16 protein-coding genes are annotated in these 18636 nt (G+C 66.9%); 4 read left to right on the top strand and 12 right to left on the bottom strand.

Features of this window, described 5'->3' with window-relative positions; genetic code table 11:
- Positions 1-273: 273 nt before the first annotated feature.
- A complete protein-coding gene (locus tag FM069_RS03495; protein ID WP_143486892.1) occupies positions 274-1311 on the top strand; it encodes an NADP(H)-dependent aldo-keto reductase in 1038 nt (345 codons plus the stop codon).
- Between the two features lie 3 nt (positions 1312-1314).
- On the opposite strand, the gene nfi is transcribed toward FM069_RS03495, so the two are convergent.
- Positions 1315-2031 (bottom strand): deoxyribonuclease V, encoded by a 717-nt coding sequence (gene nfi / locus FM069_RS03490; RefSeq protein WP_143486891.1) that lies wholly within the window; start codon positions 2029-2031, stop codon positions 1315-1317.
- Between the two features lie 65 nt (positions 2032-2096).
- Positions 2097-3233, bottom strand: coding sequence for an acyl-CoA dehydrogenase family protein (locus FM069_RS03485; protein ID WP_143486890.1), 1137 nt, complete (start codon positions 3231-3233; stop codon positions 2097-2099).
- Between the two features lie 236 nt (positions 3234-3469).
- On the opposite strand from FM069_RS03485, the gene FM069_RS03480 reads away from it, so the two are divergent.
- A complete protein-coding gene (locus FM069_RS03480; protein ID WP_178106660.1) occupies positions 3470-4369 on the top strand; it encodes a GlxA family transcriptional regulator in 900 nt (299 codons plus the stop codon).
- A 12-nt stretch (positions 4370-4381) separates the two neighbouring features.
- Here FM069_RS03480 and zapE read toward each other — a convergent pair whose 3' ends face one another.
- The 3 genes from zapE to FM069_RS03465 all read right to left on the bottom strand — a co-directional run bounded on the left by zapE (position 4382) and on the right by FM069_RS03465 (position 7556).
- Positions 4382-5476 (bottom strand): cell division protein ZapE, encoded by a 1095-nt coding sequence (zapE, locus tag FM069_RS03475; protein ID WP_143486888.1) that lies wholly within the window; start codon positions 5474-5476, stop codon positions 4382-4384.
- 110 nt (positions 5477-5586) lie between these two features.
- Positions 5587-6927 (bottom strand): tryptophan--tRNA ligase, encoded by a 1341-nt coding sequence (locus tag FM069_RS03470; protein ID WP_143486887.1) that lies wholly within the window; start codon positions 6925-6927, stop codon positions 5587-5589.
- Positions 6928-6950: 23 nt separating this feature from the next.
- Positions 6951-7556 carry an alpha/beta hydrolase gene (locus FM069_RS03465; RefSeq protein ID WP_143487066.1) on the bottom strand — a complete coding sequence of 202 codons (606 nt, stop codon included), beginning with the start codon at positions 7554-7556 and terminating at the stop codon, positions 6951-6953.
- A gap of 239 nt (positions 7557-7795) precedes the next feature.
- Here FM069_RS03465 and FM069_RS03460 point away from each other — a divergent pair, with 239 nt between their 5' ends.
- Positions 7796-8239: a YhcB family protein gene (locus tag FM069_RS03460; protein ID WP_143486886.1), complete on the top strand. Its 444-nt coding sequence runs from the start codon at positions 7796-7798 to the stop codon at positions 8237-8239.
- A 66-nt stretch (positions 8240-8305) separates the two neighbouring features.
- Here the strand turns inward: FM069_RS03460 and FM069_RS03455 are convergent, their stop codons facing one another.
- The 6 genes from FM069_RS03455 to FM069_RS03430 form a co-directional block, all read right to left on the bottom strand.
- Positions 8306-10762 (bottom strand): TonB-dependent siderophore receptor, encoded by a 2457-nt coding sequence (locus tag FM069_RS03455; RefSeq protein WP_143487065.1) that lies wholly within the window; start codon positions 10760-10762, stop codon positions 8306-8308.
- Positions 10763-10865: 103 nt separating this feature from the next.
- Complete coding sequence (locus tag FM069_RS03450) at positions 10866-11840, bottom strand: FecR domain-containing protein (RefSeq protein ID WP_143486885.1); 975 nt, start codon at positions 11838-11840, stop codon at positions 10866-10868.
- The gene (locus FM069_RS03445; RefSeq protein ID WP_233281971.1) at positions 11837-12343 is read right to left on the bottom strand and encodes a sigma-70 family RNA polymerase sigma factor; all 507 of its coding nucleotides are present in this window, start codon (positions 12341-12343) and stop codon (positions 11837-11839) included. Before FM069_RS03445 ends, FM069_RS03450 begins: the two co-directional genes overlap by 4 nt.
- Positions 12344-12547: 204 nt before the next feature.
- Positions 12548-14440, bottom strand: a complete 1893-nt coding sequence (gene cysN / locus FM069_RS03440; protein ID WP_143486884.1) for a sulfate adenylyltransferase subunit CysN — start codon at positions 14438-14440, stop codon at positions 12548-12550.
- A gap of 1 nt (position 14441) precedes the next feature.
- The gene (gene cysD / locus FM069_RS03435; protein ID WP_143486883.1) at positions 14442-15359 is read right to left on the bottom strand and encodes a sulfate adenylyltransferase subunit CysD; all 918 of its coding nucleotides are present in this window, start codon (positions 15357-15359) and stop codon (positions 14442-14444) included.
- Positions 15360-15494: 135 nt separating this feature from the next.
- The gene (locus FM069_RS03430) at positions 15495-16253 is read right to left on the bottom strand and encodes a Nif3-like dinuclear metal center hexameric protein (protein ID WP_143486882.1); all 759 of its coding nucleotides are present in this window, start codon (positions 16251-16253) and stop codon (positions 15495-15497) included.
- 112 nt (positions 16254-16365) lie between these two features.
- Here FM069_RS03430 and algW point away from each other — a divergent pair, with 112 nt between their 5' ends.
- Complete coding sequence (gene algW, locus FM069_RS03425; protein WP_143486881.1) at positions 16366-17523, top strand: Do family serine endopeptidase AlgW; 1158 nt, start codon at positions 16366-16368, stop codon at positions 17521-17523.
- 51 nt (positions 17524-17574) lie between these two features.
- Here the strand turns inward: algW and hisC are convergent, their stop codons facing one another.
- Positions 17575-18630 (bottom strand): histidinol-phosphate transaminase, encoded by a 1056-nt coding sequence (gene hisC / locus FM069_RS03420; RefSeq protein ID WP_143486880.1) that lies wholly within the window; start codon positions 18628-18630, stop codon positions 17575-17577.
- Positions 18631-18636 lie beyond the last annotated feature (6 nt).

Raw genomic sequence — 18636 nt, 5'->3', positions numbered from 1 at the left:
TCAGGACGGCCGGAAACAGACGCTATCGGGGGCTCGGGTCAGCGCGTCCGCTACGGCAGGGGTTCGGCAGGCTAGGCATCCCCACCTTCCTTCTGCGACGAGCTAGGCATTCCCGTCGAGAAAGCCGCGGAATTATGCCGGTTACGGCGAAAATAGCAATCCGCTTTTTCACAAGGGCGCCCTTCTCCGCCGACAGGCAGCCATGCCCGCGGCCGTTCGGCTAAGCTTGGCGGCCTCTAGCCTGCGGGCTTCATGCTGCTGAAGGAGTCATTCATGGAATTTCGCCGATTGGGTCGGACCGACCTCGACGTGAGCGCGCTGTGCCTGGGCACCATGACCTGGGGTGAGCAGAACGACGAGGCCGAGGCCTTCGCCCAACTGGACCGCGCCAAGGCCTACGGCATCAATTTCGTCGATACCGCGGAGATGTACCCGGTGCCGCCGCGCGCGGACACCTACGCCACCACCGAGCGGATCATCGGCAGCTACTTCCGCCAGCGCGGCAACCGCGCCGACTGGGTACTGGCCAGCAAGATCGCCGGGCCAGGCAACGGCATCGACTACATCCGCGGCGGCCAGCTGCGTCACGACCGCCCGCACATCGCCGCCGCCGTCGACGCCAGCCTGCAACGGCTGCAAACCGACTGGATCGACCTCTACCAGCTGCACTGGCCCGAGCGCAGCACCAATTTCTTCGGCCAGCTGGGCTACCGCCACAAAGACGAGTCGTTCACCGCGCTGGAGGACACCCTGGAGGCCTTGGACGAGCAGGTACGGGCGGGCAAGATCCGTCATGTCGGCCTATCCAACGAAACGCCCTGGGGCACCCTGAAATTCCTGGAGCTGGCCGAGCGTCGCGGCTGGCCGCGGGCGGTCTCGATCCAGAACCCCTATAACCTGCTCAACCGCACCTTCGAAGTCGGCCTGGCGGAGATCGCCATCCGCGAGCAATGCGGCCTGCTGGCCTACTCGCCCATGGCCTTCGGCATGCTGTCCGGGAAGTACGAAGACGGCGCCCGCCCGGAAGGCGCGCGCATCACCCGCTTCAGTCGCTTCACCCGCTACACCAACCCCCAGGCCCAGGCCGCCTGTTCCCGCTACGTGCGCCTGGCCCGGGACAACGGCCTGGACCCGGCGCAGATGGCCCTGGCGTTCGTGACGTCGCGGCCCTTCGTAACCAGCAACATCATCGGCGCCACCTCCCTGGAGCAGTTGGAAAGCAACCTGCGCAGCAGTGAACTGCACCTGAGCGACGACCTGCTGGAGGCCATCGACGCCATCCATCGGGAGCAGCCCAACCCGGCGCCCTGATCCTCAGCCGAACAGGTCGGGAGTCACGCCCTCGGCCTGCGGCATCGCCGGCATGGCGCCGCGGCGCGAGGCCAGGCGGTCCGCCAGCCGGGTCGGCTCAGGCAACCGATAGCCGCGCCCACACGCCAGGACCAGTTCGACCGCGGTATCCATGCTCACCCGATGGCCTGGGGACACGATCAGCGGCCGTACGCGATCCTTGCTGCGCAACACCCAGCCGATCAGGTCGCTCCCATGCCGCAACGGCGCCCGGGCGCCGCGCTGCGGGGGCAGCTCGTCGTGTTCGCCCACCAGGATGTTCTTCGCCACGCCAATGGTCGGCAGGCCGGTCACCACGCCCAGGTGGGACGCGATGCCCAGGCGCCGCGGGTGGGCGATGCCCTGGCCGTCGCAGTAGATCAGGTCGGGCGTGGACGGCAGTTCGTTCAGCGCCTGCAGCAGGGCCGGCAGCTCGCGGAAAGACAGCAGCCCGGGAATGTAGGGCATTCGCGTGGGAATGCGCGCCACGCTCTGGGCCAGGGGCGCCAGGGTCGCGGCATCCAGCAGGACCGCGGCGGCCAGGGTGACCCGGCCCTCGTCCTCGAAGCCCACATCCACGCCAGCCACCACTCGCAGGGGTGGGAAATCGTCCACCAGGCTGACCCGCGCGGCGAGTTCACGCTGCAGGCGGCGGGCCTGCTGCGCACTGCCATCCCACTCCGTGAAGGGGTCGGAAAACATCGGTCGCTCCTCGGTTGTTCAGAAGGGTAGACCGGTCCGCTGCACGGGCGGTTCGCCCGCTGGCTTCAGAGGGAGCGGGCGATGATTTCCTTCATGATCTCGTTGGTGCCGGCGTAGATGCGTTGCACCCGGGCGTCGGCCCACGCCCGTGCCACCGGGTACTCCCACATGAAGCCATAGCCGCCGTGCAGCTGGACGCACTCGTCCAGGACCTTGCATTGCAGGTCGGTGCTCCAGTACTTGAGCATCGCCGCGGTCGGCACGTCCAGCTCGCCACGCAGGTGCAGCTCCAGGCAGCGGTCGAGGAATACCCGGCCCACCTGCACCTCGGTGGCCATTTCCGCCAGCTTGAAGCGGGTGTTCTGGAAGTCCGCGACCACCTTGCCGAAGGCCTTGCGCTCCCGGGTGTAGTCCAGCGTCCAGCGCAGCGCGGCCTCCGCCGAGGCCAGGGCGCCGATGCCCACGGTGAGGCGCTCCTGAGGCAGTTCCTGCATCAGGTAGACGAAGCCGGAGCCGGCCTGGCCCAGCAGGTTGTCCTTGGGCACGCGCACGTCCTGAAAGAACAGCTCGGCGGTGTCCTGGGCCTTCATCCCCACCTTTTCCAGGCGCTTGCCCTTGTCGAAGCCGGGCGTGCCGGCCTCCACCACGAACAGGCTGATGCCCTTGGAGCCGGCGGCAGGATCGGTGCGGGCCACCACGATCACCAGGTCCGCCAGGTAGCCGTTGGTGATGAAGGTCTTCGAGCCGTTGATCACGTAGTGATCGCCGTCCAGCACCGCACTGGTCTTGATGCCCTGCAGGTCGGAGCCGGCGCCGGGCTCGGTCATGGCGATGGCGCCGATCAGCTCGCCGCTGACCAGGCGCGGCAGGTAGCGCTGCTTCTGTTCCTCGGTGCCGTAGTGCAGGAGGTAGGGCGCAACGATATCGGAGTGCAGGGAGAAGCCTATGCCGGTCAGCCCCAGGCGACCGATCTCCTCGATCACCACGGTGCTGTAGAGGAAGTCCGCGCCCATGCCGCCGTACGCTTCGGGCAAGTGGGAACAGAGCAGGCCCTGCTCGCCCGCCTTGCGCCACAGCGCCCGGTCCACGTGGCCGTCCTTCTCCCACTGGGCATGGAACGGCACGGCCTCCGCCTCGAGGAAACGGCGAACGCTGTCGCGGAACAGTTCGTGGTCGGAGCCGAACAAGGGGCGTGGGAGCATGGCGGTTCACCTGGCGGGGACGGAATGCCCGACTGTAACCAGAAGCCGTCTGCCCCACACTGGACAGTCGGGACAAAAAACAGGACGATCCCGCCACGCCTTGTCCGCTATACCCCCTGATAAGTCCAATAAATCCAATGAGCAGCAGAGCCCCTCTCCCCCTGCGCCGGGTCAGCATCCTCGCGACCGACGGCGCCTTCGCCTCGACACTGATGCAGGCCAAGGATTTCTTCCACATGGCCAGCCTGCGCCACGGCAAGCTCAGCGGACTGGGCCTGACGCCTACCTTCGCCACCCGCCTGGTCAGCCCGGACGGCCAGCCGGTGCGCACCTTCAGCGGCGTGCCGATCCCGGTGGACGGGGCGCCGGACGAGGCCGACATCGTGGTGATTCCGGCCTTCTGGGACGATTTCGACGCGCTGGTGGCGCGCTATCCCCAGGTGTTCGACTGGCTGCGGGCGCGGCACCGCGCAGGCGCGGCCCTGTGCGGGGAAGCCACCGGGGTGTTCTGGATGGCCGGCGCCGGCCTGCTGGACGGCAAGGAGGCCACCACCTACTGGCGCTTCTTCCGGGAATTCGGCGAGCGCTTTCCCCAGGTGCAGCTGAACCCCGACAAACACCTGTCGGACGCCGACAACCTGTATTGCGCCAGCGGCGTCACCTCCGCCTGCGACCTCTACATCCACCTGATCGAGCGCTACTGCGGCCCGGACGTGGCCCAGGCGGTGGCCCGCGACATCCTCTACGAGGTGCAGCGCAGCTATACGCCGGGGCGCATGGGGTTCGGCGGGCAGAAGCTGCACCAGGACGTGGCCATCCTGCAGATCCAGCAGTGGCTGGAAAACCATTTCTCGGAGAAATTCCGCTTCGAGGACGTGGCCCGGGACCACGGCATGAGCATCCGCAACTTCATGCGGCGCTTCCAGGCGGCCACCGGCGACAAGCCGCTGCACTACCTGCAGCGGCTGCGTGTGGAGACCGCCAAGGGGCTGCTGAGCAACAGCCGCAAGAGCATCAAGACCATCAGTTACGAGGTGGGCTACGACGACGCCAGCTTCTTCGCCCGGCTGTTCCGCCAGCACACCGGGCTGTCGCCCAACCCGTACCGGCGGCAGCGGCACCAGCGGAGCGAGTGACGCACCCGGCCGTCAGGGCCGGTGCGGACGCGAGAGGAACTCGTGGGACTGCATTTCCAGCAGGCGGCTGAGAGTGCGCTGGAATTCGAACTCCAGACGGCCGCCGGCGTAGAGGTCCTTCAGCTCCACCTCGGCGGAGAGGATCAGCTTGACGTTGCGGTCATAGAACTCGTCCACCAGGTTGATGAAGCGCCGCGCCATGTCGTCCTTCGACGCGTTCATCTTCTCCACGCCGGACACCAGCACCGCGTGGAAGATCTTCGCCAGCTCGATGTAGTCGTTCTGGCTGCGGGGCCCGTCGCACAGCTCGCGGAAGTCGAACCAGGCCACATCGTCGCAGGTGAGTCGCGCGCGGATCGGCCGGTTCTCGATCATCAGCTGCTCGTTTTCCTGGGCCTGGGTGCATTCCGGGGTCAGGGCACGGAAGCTCTTGCGCAAGCTGTCCTCGGCGGCCTGGTCGAGGGGCCAGTGGTAGAGCTGGGCCTGTTCCAGGTGGCGCAGGCGGTAATCGACGCCACTGTCGACGTTGACCACCTCGGTGTGCTCCTTGAGCAGGGCGATGGCCGGCAGGAAGCGCGCCCGCTGCAGGCCATCCTTGTACAGGCCGTCCGGCACGATGTTGGAGGTGGCCACCAGGGTCACGCCGTTCTTGAACAGCTCTTCCAGCAGGGTCGCCAGGATCATCGCGTCGGTGATGTCGGAGACGAAGAACTCGTCGAAGCAGATCACCCGCGCCTCGGCGGCGAAGCGCTTGCCGATGATGGTCAGGGGGTTCTTCTCGCCCTTGAGGGTCTTGAGTTCCTCGTGGACGCGCTTCATGAAGCGGTGGAAGTGGGTGCGGACCTTTTCCTTGAACGGCAGGGACTCGAAGAAGGTATCCACCAAATAGGTCTTGCCGCGCCCGACCCCACCCCAAAAATACAGGCCCTTGGTCGGTCGCGGCGCGTCGCCGCCGAACAGCTTGGCCAGCAGGCCGGGCTTGTGGCGGGCGTTGTGCACCAGGTCGTCGTACAAGCGTTGCAGGTGCCGGACAGCGTTTTCCTGGGCGGCATCGCGGAAGAAGTCCGGGCGTTTGAGATCGGCCTGATAGCGTTCTAGGGGGGTCATATCGGTAGCGAGGCAACGAAAAATCGGGGGCGGTCACTTTAGCGACGGCCCCAGTGAATGGCAAATCGACACCGGTGGCGCCGCTCCACCGGGAAGCGGCGCGGCGAAGGTCAGGCGTCCAGGGCGTCGCGCAGGCGCTGGCGGGCGGCGTCCCGGGCCTGGGCGTCGCCAAACGCCGGGCTCAGGGCGATGCACTCGTCGTCCAGCCAGACGCCGAAGGCATCGCCCTCGTCCCGCAGGTCCAGGGGCTCGCCGGCCTGCAGGCGCTTGCTGGCCTGGCCCGCGGCCTTGCCGTCGGCGAAACCCTTGGACAGCAGCAGTTGCTCACCTTGGGCATCCAGCAGGCGGAAGCGGAAGCTGCCGTCGTCCTCGCGGAAGCTGACGAAGCGCGCGCTCTTCACCGCCTTCTTGCGGCCTTCCCCGGCGCTCGCCACGTCGCTGCGGAAGGAGCGCAGGCCCACCGCCTCGCGCAGCTCGCCCAGGAACGGCGTGGCCAGGCGCCGGGCCTTGGCGGCGCCGGCCTGGAGGATGTCCTCCAGGTCGCCGGGCCGGGTGATCAGACCGTGGTAGCGCTCCCGGGCCTCGCCCAGCTCGGCGTCCAGCCGTTCGAACAGGCGCTGCTTGGCCTCGCCCCAGGCCAGGCCGTCCACCAGCTCGGCGCGGAACTCGGCCAGTTGCGCCGGCGTGGCGAATGCCTGGTACAGGGTGAACAGGTGCGAGGCGTCCGGGTCCTTGGGCTCGCCCGGTGCCCGGGAGTCGGTGACGATCCGGGCGATGGCATCCTTGAGCTGCTTGGCGCTGCCGAACAACGGGATGGTGTTGTCGTAGCTCTTGGACATCTTGCGGCCGTCGAGGCCCGGCAGGGTCGCCACGTCCTCCTCGATCACCGCCTCGGGCAGGGTGAACAGTTCACGGCCCTGGCCGAACAGGTGGTTGAAGCGCTGGCCGATGTCGCGGGCCATCTCCACGTGCTGGATCTGGTCGCGGCCCACCGGCACCTTGTGGGCGTTGAACATGAGGATGTCCGCGGCCATCAGCACCGGGTAGCTGAACAGCCCCATGGTGACGCCCGCATCCGGGTCCTCGCCGACCTCCACGTTCTTGTCCACCGACGCCTTGTAGGCGTGGGCGCGGTTGAGCAGGCCCTTGCCGGCCACGCAGGTGAGCAGCCAGGTCAGCTCGGGGATCTCGGGGATATCCGACTGCCGGTAGAAGGTCGCCTTGTCGGTGTCGAGGCCGCAGGCCAGCCAGGTGGCGGCGATCTCCAGGCGCGAGCGCTGGATGCGCTGCGGGTCGTCGCACTTGATCAGGGCGTGGTAGTCGGCGAGGAAATAGAAAGAGTCGGCGTCGGCAGCGCGGCTGGCGACGATGGCCGGGCGGATCGCCCCGGCATAGTTGCCCAGGTGCGGGGTGCCGGTGGTGGTGATGCCGGTGAGGATGCGCGTGGTCATGGGTTATCGCTTGTGCAGGCGGATCAGAGACGCGGCAGGACCAGCTCCTTGAGCTCGGTCAGCCTGCCATGGAAGAAGTGCCCGCATTCTGCCATTTTCAGCAGGGTGTGGGGGCGGCCCAGGGCGTCGGACCAGGCGTAGACCGCTGCCGGGTCCACCACCTCGTCGGCATCGGGCTGGACGAGGGTCAGCGAGCAAGCCGCCGGGGGCACGTGCTCGCCCTCCAGGCGCATCACCGCCGGCGCCACCATGAACAGCTGGCTCGGGGCGTGGCCCTGGCGCTCTAGGCGGCCAGCGAGGCTGGCGGCGACGAAACCGCCGAAGGAGAAACCGAACAGGGTCAGTGGCAAAGCCGGCTCCCGGGCCTGCAGCCAGCGGGCGGCGGCCTCGGCATCGTCCACTTCGCCGCTACCCATGTCATGGCTGCCGAAGCTGGCGCCCACCCCGCGGTAGTTGAAACGCAGCGTGCTGTAGCCGGCATCCCGAGCGCAACGCTGCAGCATCGACACCACCTTGTTGAGCATGGTGCCGCCCTGGACCGGGTTGGGATGGCAGATCAGCGCCAGGCCCTTCGGCTCGGGCGCCTCCAGGTAAAGGGCTTCCAGCGGGCCGCAGGGGCCGTCCAGCATGAGGGGGGTTTCGCGGGTGGACAACGGGAACTCCGTGACCCTGGCTCGGGTCGACTCGTCTACTTTGGGCTTGAGCGCTGCCCTGTCGGCGCGCTCGGCGCCGACCGCCCGCTCGCCGGCGCGGTTGCAGCGGGATCGCTGCGCGGCGGCACGTGCCGCCATCCCGGGCTTGCGTCGCGGTATACAGCGCGGTTTCGAGCCGTTAACGTAAAACAAAGCCGCTTATAGAGGAAGGATTCGTGGAACAGTCGCTCACCGCCTGGTTGTTACCGGCCCTCGCCCTGCTCGCTGGTATCGGTATCGGTTTCCTGATCGCCCGCCTGTCCCCCGGCACGCCCGCGGGTCGCACCCAGCGTCAGCTGGACGACCTGCAGGAACGCTTCGACGCCTACCAGAGCGAGGTGGTGACCCACTTCAACACCACCGCCACCATGGTCCGCAAGCTCACCCAGAGCTATCAGGACGTGCAGGAACACCTGTCCAGCGGTGTCGATCGCCTGGCCCTGGACGAACTGACCCGCCAGCGTCTGCTCGCGGCATTGCACGCCGAGGACACCAGCGGCGCCAACCGCGAGCGCCTGTCCGCGCCGCCGATCCACGAGGCTCCCAAGGACTACGCGCCGAAGGCGCCCGATGCCCCCGGCACCCTGGACAAGAGCTACGGCCTCAAGGGCAAGTACTGAGCCGGTGCCGTCATGCAAAAAGCCCCGCGTGTGCGGGGCTTTTTTTATGGCGAGGAAACGCAGGCATCACCAGCGGAACGTCACGCTGCCCAGCAGGGTCCGCTCTTCGCCCCAGTAACAGCGCCCGGCATTGTTGCAGCCGGCGACGTATTCCTTGTTCAACAGGTTTTTGGCATTCACCTCGGCAGACCAGTGCGCGTCGAGCTGATACCCGACCATGGCGTCCACCAGGGTCACGTCGCCGGTGTCCAGGCGGCCGTACAGCGAGGTGGGGGTATAGGCGAAGGCACTGTCGAAGTGGCGAACGCCACCGCCTACGCGCAGCCCCTTGAGAGAACCCTCGAGGACGCGATAGGTGGCCCAGGCCGACACCTGATTGCGCGGTACGCCCGTCATCTGGTGATCCTCCAGCAACGAGCCCGGCGCATCGCGGGTGATGCGAGAGTCGGTATAGGTGTAGGCAGCGGTGACGCTCAGGTTCTCGCTGAGGTCGCTGGTGAGCTCCAGCTCCGCGCCTCTGGAGCGGCTTTCTCCCACCTGCCGGTAGTCGCCCACGGCGCTGTCGTAGATCACATCATCGGTCTTCCGCAAGTCGTAGAGCGAGGCCGTTACAGCGGTATGCCATCCCTCGGGTTCATACTTCAGGCCGATCTCGTACTGCTCGCTGGTGGTCGGATCGAGCGTGCCGGACTTGCTCGACGTCTGTTGGGTCGGGGCGAAGGCGGTGGAATAACTGACGTAAGGCGACAGACCGTTATCGAACGCGTACATCAGGCCCGCTTGCCAGGTGAAGTCGTGGTCCCAGTAGTCGAGGTCGGCCAGGCCGTTGGTCGTGCCGGAACGGTTGCGGTACTGGCTATTGACCCGGTCGACGCGACCGCCGAGCAACGCGATCCAGTTGTCGTAGCGGGTCTGCACCTGACCGTAGAGGCCGTACATGTCCTGGTTCAGCAAAGCGTTCTGGACCTGGATCGGTGTGCTCGGCGTCGCGGTCCAGACAGGCTCGAACACGTTCACCGAACCGCCTGCGCCCGCCGCCCAATCCTGGCTGAACGACGTGCGGTCCAGGCTCGCACCCAGCAGCAGGGTAGTGCTCAACGCCCCGCTGTCGAAATGGCCCTCGAACTGGTTGTCCAGGGAGTAGGCCATGGACCGGTTGTACCGGTCATAGGCGGTATAGCTGAGGTGGGTGCCGAAGCCGCTGTCGTCGAGGCTGCCTGGCCACATCTCCCGGCGGTCGATGCGCGACTGCATGTAGCGTGAGTTCTGGCGGAATTGCCAGGCATCGTTGAGCCGATGGCTGAATTCGTAGCCAAGGGTCCAGGTTTCGCGCTCGAACGTGTCCCAGTCTGGATTGCCGGACAGCTCGTCCGCGTCGATCTTGCCGTTCGGGTTAGGCAGCAGGGTTCCCGCGGCCGGGTAGCCCAGCTCCATCAGCGTGCGATCGCGTTGGTACGTGGAGAGCAGCGTCAGTGACGTGTCGTCGTCGACGTTGAAGGTCAACGAGGGCGCGATGTAGAGGCGGTCGTCGGGCTGATGATCCACCTGTGTACCGGCGTCCCGGCCCAGTACCACCAGCCGACCGAGGACGGTGCCTTCGACCAAGGGGCCGGAAACGTCGACACCCATTTGCTTGCGATCATGGGAACCGTAGGAAAGCTGAACCTCGCCGCGCGCCTCAGCGGTCGGGCGCTTGCTGACGAGATTGACGATGCCACCGGGCGCGTTTTCGCCGTAGAGGATCGAGGTCGGACCGCGGAAGACCTCCACACGCTCGAGTCCGTAAGGCTCGCTGGTGGTGTCGTAGCGGTTGCCCTGCACGCGCAGGCCATCACGCAACAGGCCATAGCCCCAGTCGGTGGCATTGAACCCCCGGATGAAGAACAGATCACCGGCCAGGCCGTCGCCGGCGGCGAATGGCGGCGCGAAGATACCCGGCACGTAGCCGAGCAGGTCGGTCAGCGTCTGGGACCGTTGGTCGTCCATTCGCTGGCGGGTCACCACCGAGATCGCGCGGGGCGTCTCCGCAAGGGACGTAAGGGTCTTGCTGGCGGTGGAACTGGCCTTGGCGTTGTAACCGCTGTCATCCAACTGCTCGCCGGCGAGGCCGGAGCCGACGATCGACGTCGACTCTATGTGCAGCGCGGCGCTCTGCGTGCCGGGTTGCAACACGTAACTGCCCACATCCTGGGCGACGGCCTGCAGACCGGTGCCATCGAGCAACACGGCCAAGGCCTGTTCGACGCTATAGCGCCCTTCGAGCCCCTTGCTCGTCTTGCCGGCGGTGAGGGTGTTGTGGCCGGCCAGGTAGATACCCGCCTGACTGCTGAACTGATTGAGCGACGACGCCAGGGCGCCGGGGGCGATGTGATAGTCCTGCGGAGCGGCCTGCTGCACGCCGGAAGCCGCCCTGGCTGACAATGACGACAGGCTCAGCGCCGTGAAGGTACAGAGCGAAAATGAAACGGCCAGCGTCAGTGACGGCCGGGCGAGACGACGCGAGGAAGAAAAGGGCAAATGCATGATGGTCCCGGGTTCGGTGCGGTAGGTGGAGAGGCTGTTCTCTGGGATGACCGAACGAAAACGGAAAAAGGGAACCATGTTGCAGCACTATTTACCTGGCCGTTCAAGCGGACTCGACGCTGATCCACCAGGAGGTCAAGCGCTGAACTTTCACCGGCAACGCGGCCGCCAACAGGCGCAGGGCACGGTCGGTGTCGTCCAACGGGAAGGCGCCCATCACGGGCAGCTCGGCGATCGCCGGATCGCAACCCAGGTAACCGTGGCGGTACCGCGACAGCGTCTCGACCAACTGGCCCAGTGGCATGTCGTCGGCCATGAGCACATGGCGCACCCAGGACTCCCCGGCCGTCTGCGCCGTCGCCACCTCACCCAGCGCCCGATGGGTGAAGGCCATGCGCTGGCCCGCCTCCAGGACCCTTCGCTCACCGCTCCCGGCCGTGCAGATCTCCACCGCTCCGCGGTAGACGTTGAGTTGAGTGGTCCCTTCCCATTGCTTGACCGCGAAGCGCGTGCCCGCTGCCCGCAGGCGGCCCTGCCCGGTGTCCACGACGAAAGGCCGGTTGGCCGCATCGTTGGCGGTGTCCACCAGGATCTCACCGAAGTGCAGGCGCAAGCGCCGCTGGGCCTGGCCATAATCGGCGTCGACCGCACTGATCGCCGCGAGCCATAGATGCGTGCCGTCGGCCAGGACGGTCTCGCGGGTCTGCGCAGTGCCAGTGCTGTAGTCCGCGCGCCATCCGTCCACCCAGCGCGGCAACGCGGTGCCGCGCCAGGTACCCCAGCCGAGCATCGTGCCGGCGCCCAGTATCACCAGGCTCTTGAGGCCCTGCCGGCGCGACAGCTGGCGTTCGCCATGAACCTCCAGCGCGCGCGTCGCCAACTGGCGATCCTCGTCCTGCAACGGCGCGAGCCGCTTGCCGACCCGCTGCACATACTGCCAGGCCGCACGGTGCTCGGCATGCTGGTCCAGCCACTGGAGCCATTGCACCTGCACCTGCGCGGAGGGGGGATCATCCTGCAGCAACACGTACCACCGCGCCGCCTGTTGCAGGCTGGCGTAGCTGAGCTTGCCGCTCATTCCACCAGCAGCCCATCGAGCTCGGCCTCAAGCACCGCGCAATGCACGAGGGCCTGGGCGAGGTATTTCTTTACCATCCGGTCGGACACGCCAAGCTGCGAGGCGACGACACGATGAGGCAGTCCCTCGAGCTGTACCAGCAGGAAGGCCCGACGCACTTTGCCAGGCAGGCCACGCAGCATGGCGTCGACTTCGTGCAGGGTTTCAAGGATGAGCGCCGAATGCTCGGGAGAAGCCTGCACCGCGCCGGGATGCGCGGCCACGGTGTCCAGCCAGGCCTGCTCCAGTTGCTGACGCCGCCACTGGTCGACCACCAGGCCGCGGGCGATGGTCGCGAGATAGGCGCGCGGCTGTTCGAGGTACACGGCGATGCCCTTCGCCCGCGCTGAAAGCACCCTCAGAAACGTATCCTGGGCGAGATCGGCGGCGCGCTGCGAACAGCCGGTCCTGCGACGAATCCAGGCCTGCAGCCAGCCATGGTGGTCGGCATAGAGGCGGTGCACGTCGTGATCCGCAAGCTGTGTAGGACCCAGTGACACCGCAGCACCATCAGCCAATAATAATCAGTCGCATTATAGGGAGCGGTCACGGGTCGGCAATAGCTATCTGCCACCGCCCTTCCGGGTTTCGGTGCAAGGCCAGGCAGCTCACCTCTCGAGCCAAAAAAAGCCCCGCGAATGCGGGGCTTTTTCACAGCGCGGGAATGGTCAGATCACGCCGCGCTGGCGCAGCAGGTCGAGGACGGCCTTGACGCCCTCCTCCACCGTCTGCCGCTGGGTGTCGATCACCAGGTCGGCGTCCAGTGGCACGTCGTAGGGGAAGGACTCGCCGGGGATGTTGTCCTGGCCGGCGGCGTACAGCCCCTGGGGGTCGCGCTCGCGGCATACCTGGGGCGAGGCCTGCACGTAGACGGTCAGGGCCCGCTCCGTGCCGATCAATGTCCGCGCCTGGCGCCGGCCCTCGGCATCCGGGGCGACGAACGCGGCCAGGGTGATCAGCCCGGCCTCGTTGAACTGACGGGCGACCTGGGCCGCGCGGCGCCAGTTCTCGGTACGCCCGGCGCGGTCCTGGGGCAGGCCCTTGTTCAGGTCGTGACGCAGGTTCTGCCCATCCAGCACGAAAACCGCCCGACCGGCGTCGAACAGCGTGCGCTCCACGGCATAGGCCAGGGTGCTCTTGCCGGCCCCGGACAGCCCGGTGAACAGCACCGTGGCGGGCTGCTGGCCGAAGCGCGCGGCCCGTTCTTCATCGGCCACGTGATCGCCATGACAGGCATGGGCGCCGCCCTGCACCGGCTCGGCGATGATCATGCCGGCGCCGACGGTGCCGTTGGTCAGCCGGTCGATGACGATGAAGGCTCCAGTGGTGCGGTTCTGCCCGTAGCCGTCGAGGGCGATGGGTGCATCGAGGCTCACCCGCACCCGGGCGATCTCGTTGAGGTTGAGTTCGCTGGCCGCGCCCTGCTCCAGGGTATTCACGTCGACCCGGTGGACGATGCTGGGGATCGAGCCCGGCACGTAGCTGGTGGCGCGCTTGATGTCATACTTCTTGCCCGGACGCAGGGGCTCCTCGGCCATCCACACCAGCATCGCCTCGAACGAGTCGGTGACCTGCGGGCGGTCGTCGGCGTGCACCAGCATGTCGCCGCGGGAGACGTCGATCTCGTCTTCCAGGGTCAGGGTCACTGCCTGTCCCGGCCCGGCCTGTTCCAGTTCGCCCTCGAAAGTAACGATGGACTTCACCCGGCTGGCCTTGCCCGAGGGCAGCGCCACCACCTGGTCGCCCTTGCGCACGATGCCACTGGCCAGGGTGCCGGCGAAGCCGCGGAAGTTGAGGTTCGGCCGGTTCACGTACTGCACCGGGAAGCGCAGGTCGGTGAGGTTGCGATCGCCGGCGATCTCCACGGTCTCGAGGATTTCCATCAGCGGGACGCCGTCGTACCACGGCGTGTCGGCGCTACGGTTCACCACGTTGTCGCCCTTCAGAGCGGACATGGGCACGAAGTGCAGAGTGGTGGGCGCCAGGCCGATGCGTTCGGCGAAGTCCAGGTAGTCCGCACGGATGGCGTCGAACACGCCCTGGTCGTAGCCCTTGAGGTCCATCTTATTGATGGCCACCACGATGTGGCGGATGCCCAGCAACGAGGCGATGTAGCTGTGCCGGCGGGTCTGGGTCTGCACGCCGTAGCGGGCGTCGATGAGGATGATCGCCAGGTCGCAGGTGGACGCGCCGGTGGCCATGTTGCGGGTGTACTGCTCGTGGCCGGGGGTGTCGGCGATGATGAACTTGCGCTTGGCGGTGCTGAAGTAGCGGTAGGCCACGTCGATGGTGATGCCCTGCTCGCGCTCGGCCTGCAGGCCATCCACCAGCAGCGCCAGGTCCACCTCGTCGCCGGTGGTGCCGACCTTCTTGGAATCTCGGGTGATGGCCTCGAGGTGATCCTCGTAGATCATCTTGGAGTCGTGCAGCAGGCGGCCGATCAGGGTGCTCTTGCCGTCGTCGACGTTGCCGCAGGTGAGGAAGCGCAGCAGTTCCTTGCGCTCGTGCTGGGCCAGGTAGGCGAGGATGTCCTCGCTGATCAGATCGGATTGGTGCGACATCTTAGAAGTACCCCTGGCGCTTTTTCTCTTCCATGGAACCGGCGGCATCATGGTCGATGACGCGGCCCTGGCGTTCCGAAGTCCGGGTCAGGAGCATTTCCTGGATGATCTCCGGCAGCGTGGCGGCGGCCGACTCCACCGCACCGGTCAGCGGGTAGCAGCCCAGGGTGCGGAAGCGCACAGTCTTCTTCTGGATGCGCGCCTTTTCCTCGTCGGACAGGTGTTCGAGGATGCGCGCGTCATCGATCATGATCAGCGTGCCATTCTTCTCGATCACGTCGCGTTCGGCGGCGAAATACAACGGCACGATGGGAATCTGTTCCAGGTAGATGTATTGCCAGATGTCCAGTTCGGTCCAATTAGAGAGCGGGAAGACCCGGATGGACTCGCCCTTCTTCACCTTGCCGTTGTAGACGTTCCACAGCTCGGGCCGCTGGTTCTTCGGGTCCCAGCGGTGCTTGCTGTCGCGGAAGGAATAGACCCGCTCCTTGGCCCGGGACTTCTCTTCGTCGCGGCGGGCGCCCCCGAAGGCGGCATCGAAGCCGTGCTTGTCCAGGGCCTGCTTTAGGCCCTCGGTCTTCATCACGTCGGTGTGCTTGGCGCTGCCGTGGGTGAAGGGGTTGATGTCCTGGGCGACGCCGTCCGGGTTGATGTGGACGATCAGGTCCAGGCCCATTCCGGCGACCATGCGATCGCGGAAGCGGTACATCTCCTGGAATTTCCAGCGGGTGTCGACGTGCATCACCGGGAACGGCAGCTTGCCGGGGAAGAAGGCCTTGCGCGCCAGGTGCAGCATCACGGCCGAGTCCTTGCCGATCGAGTAGAGCATCACCGGGTTATCGAACTCGGCGGCCACCTCGCGAATGATGTGGATGCTTTCCGCCTCCAGCTGTTTCAGGTGGGTCAGTTTATCCAGCATGGCAACTCACGGTTGGGTCGAGCGGGACGGCCAGCGGGCCGCGGACGAGCCTGCGACTCTAGCACAGCACCCTCTTCTAATCAGGCGGCCAACTAGAACGAAACGATCTAGCGTTATAGCGCCGGAATCGAGGTGTCAGACGGGGTTCGGGCAGTCGATGAACAGGTGCTCGATGGCGAAACGCTTCGCCAGATAATCGCCCAGGGCCTGCACGCCGTAGCGCTCGGTGGCGTGGTGGCCGGCGGCGATGAACGCCACGTCATTCTCACGGGCACTGTGGAAGGTCTGCTCCGACGCCTCGCCGGTAAGGTAGAGGTCGACCCCAGCGGCAATGGCGGTGTCGATGTAGCCCTGGCCGCCGCCGGTGCACCAGCCGATCCGCTGTACGCTGCCGGCCCCCTCCACCAGCAGCGGCTCGCGCCCCAGCACCTCGGCCACCCGCCGGGCGAAGTCCCGCGCGCTCATGGGTTCCGCCAGGGCGCCCACCAGGCCGACGGTCTTCGGGTTGTCCGGCTCCAGGGGGCCTTCCACCTCGATGTCCAACTGCCGGGCCAGTTGCACGTTGTTGCCCACCTCGGGGTGCAGGTCCAGGGGCAGGTGATAGGCGAGCAGGCTGATGTCGTGGGCCAGCAGGGTCTTCAGCCGACGCTGTTTCATGCCGGTGACGCAGGGGTTCTCGCCCTTCCAGAAATAGCCGTGGTGCACCAGCACCGCGTCGGCCTCGGCGGCCACCGCGGCCTCCAGCAGCGCCTGGCTGGCGGTGACCCCGCTGACGATCCGCCGCACCTGGGGCCGGCCCTCCACCTGCAGGCCGTTGGGGCAGTAGTCGGCGATGCGGGCGATGTTCAGGTAACGGTCGGTTTCTTCCACCAGGGTGGTCAGCGCGATGGCCATGACGATCCTCACAAGCTGTTGCCGGCACCTCCTTTATTGGCGGGCGCCCTCGTATAATGCCGCACCTTAAAGGGGCCGCCCGCGCTCCGGCAACTCTCCAGGATATCCACCCATGTTCAAGGCCCTGCGTTACTTCGGCTGGCCGCTGCTGGTCGGCGTGCTGGTCGCGCTGCTGATCATCGAGCGCTTTCCCCAGTGGGTCGGGCTGCCCCGCCAGGATGTCCAGCTGAACGTCGCACCGCGCTTCGACCAGCCGCGCCAGGGCCCGGCCTCTTATGCCGACGCGGTGAACCTCGCCTCGCCGGCGGTGGCCAACCTCTACACCACCAAGGTGGTCAGCAAGCCATCTCATCCGCTGTTCGAGGACCCGCAGTTCCGCAAGTTCTTCGGCGACAACCTGCCCCGCCAGCGGCGCATGGAGTCGAGCCTGGGCTCGGCGGTGATCATGAGTTCGGAAGGCTACCTGCTGACCAACAACCACGTGACCTCCGGCGCCGACCAGATCGTGGTGGCCCTCAAGGACGGCCGCGAGACCATCGCGCGCCTGGTGGGCAGCGACCCGGAGACCGACCTGGCGGTGCTGAAGATCGACCTGGACAGCCTGCCGGCCATCACCCTCGGGCACTCCGAGGACATCCAGATCGGCGACGTTGCCCTGGCCATTGGCAACCCGTTCGGCCTGCAGCAGACCGTGACCATGGGCATCATCAGCGCCACCGGGCGCAACCAGCTGGGCCTCAACACCTACGAGGACTTCATCCAGACCGACGCGGCCATCAACCCGGGCAATTCCGGCGGCGCCCTGGTGGACGCCTACGGCAACCTGATCGGCATCAACACGGCGATCTTCTCCAAGTCCGGCGGCTCCCAGGGCATCGGCTTCGCCATCCCCACCAAGCTGGCCCTGGAGGTGATGAAGGCGATCATCGAGCACGGCCAGGTGATCCGTGGCTGGCTGGGCATCGAGGTGCAGCCGCTCACCGCCGAACTGGCGGAGTCCTTCGGCCTGCAGGACCGCGCCGGCATCGTGGTGGCCGGCATCTACCGCGACGGGCCGGCCCAGCGCGCCGGGCTGCAGCCGGGCGACATCATCCTCAACATCGCCGGGCAACAGGCCGGCGATGGCCGCCGCTCCATGAACCAGGTGGCGCGCACCAAGCCCGGCGAGAAGATCGCCATCGAGGTGATGCGCAACGGCGAGACCCTCAAGCTGACGGCCGAGGTGGGGCTGCGCCCGCCTCCGCCACCGGCAGCCAGCCGCGAGAAATGATGAAAAAAGCCGGAGCGATGCTCCGGCTTTTTCGTTGCGGTACCCCCCCTGTCAGAGGATGCCCTGCAACGCCTCCACCAGCGCGGCGTTCTGCTCCGGCGTACCGATGGTAATGCGCAGGAACTGGGCGATCCGCGGCTGGCGGAAGTGACGCACGATCACCCCCTGCTCCCGCAGCGCCGCTGCCAGTTCGCCGGCATCCCGCTGCGGGTGGCGGGCGAACACGAAGTTGGCCGCCGACGGCAGCACCTCGAAGCCCAGGGCCTCCAGCTCGGCGGTCAGCGCCGTGCGGCTGTCGATCACCGCCTGGCAGGTCTTCTCGAAGTAGGCCACGTCCTCGAAGGCGGCCGACGCCCCGGCGAGGGCCAGGCGGTCCAGCGGGTAGGAGTTGAAGCTGTTCTTCACCCGCTCCAGCGCCTCGATGAGATCGGGATGCCCCACCGCCAGGCCCACCCGCAGCCCGGCCAAGGAGCGTGACTTGGACAGGGTCTGGGTCACCAGCAGGTTCGGATAGCGGTCCACCAGGGCCACCGCGCTCTCGCCGCCGAAGTCGACGTAGGCCTCATCCACCACCACCACCGAGTCGGGGCTGCCCTGCAGCAGGCGCTCCACGTCCGCCAGGCCCAGCAGGCAGCCGGTGGGAGCGTTGGGGTTGGCGAGGATGATGCCGCCATTGGGGCGCGCGTAGTCCTCGACCCGGATGCGGAACGCCTCGTCCAGGGGCACGGTTTCGTGGGGAATGCCGTAGAGCCCGCAATAGACCGGGTAGAAGCTGTAGCTGATGTCCGGGAACAGCAGGGTCCGGTCATTCTTGAAGAACCCGTAGAAGACGTGGGCGAGCACCTCGTCGGAGCCGTTGCCGACGAACACCTGGTCCGGCCGCATGCCGTGGAAGGCGGCCACCGCCTGCTTCAGGCGGTCCGCGTTGGGGTCCGGGTACAGCCGCAGGTCGTCGTTCAGCACGGCCTGCATGGCGGCCAGCGCCTGGGGCGACGGGCCATAGGGGTTCTCGTTGGTGTTCAGCTTCACCAGCCGGCTCAGTTTCGGCTGCTCGCCTGGCACGTAGGGCACCAGGTCCTTGACGAAGGGGCTCCAGAAGCGACTCATCGTCTG

This window comes from Pseudomonas mangiferae, from assembly GCF_007109405.1.
GTDB classification, from domain to species: Bacteria; Pseudomonadota; Gammaproteobacteria; order Pseudomonadales; family Pseudomonadaceae; genus Pseudomonas_T; species Pseudomonas_T mangiferae.
The sequence above is the reverse complement of the archived record's forward strand: the minus strand, read 5'-3'. Positions and strand labels throughout refer to the sequence as shown.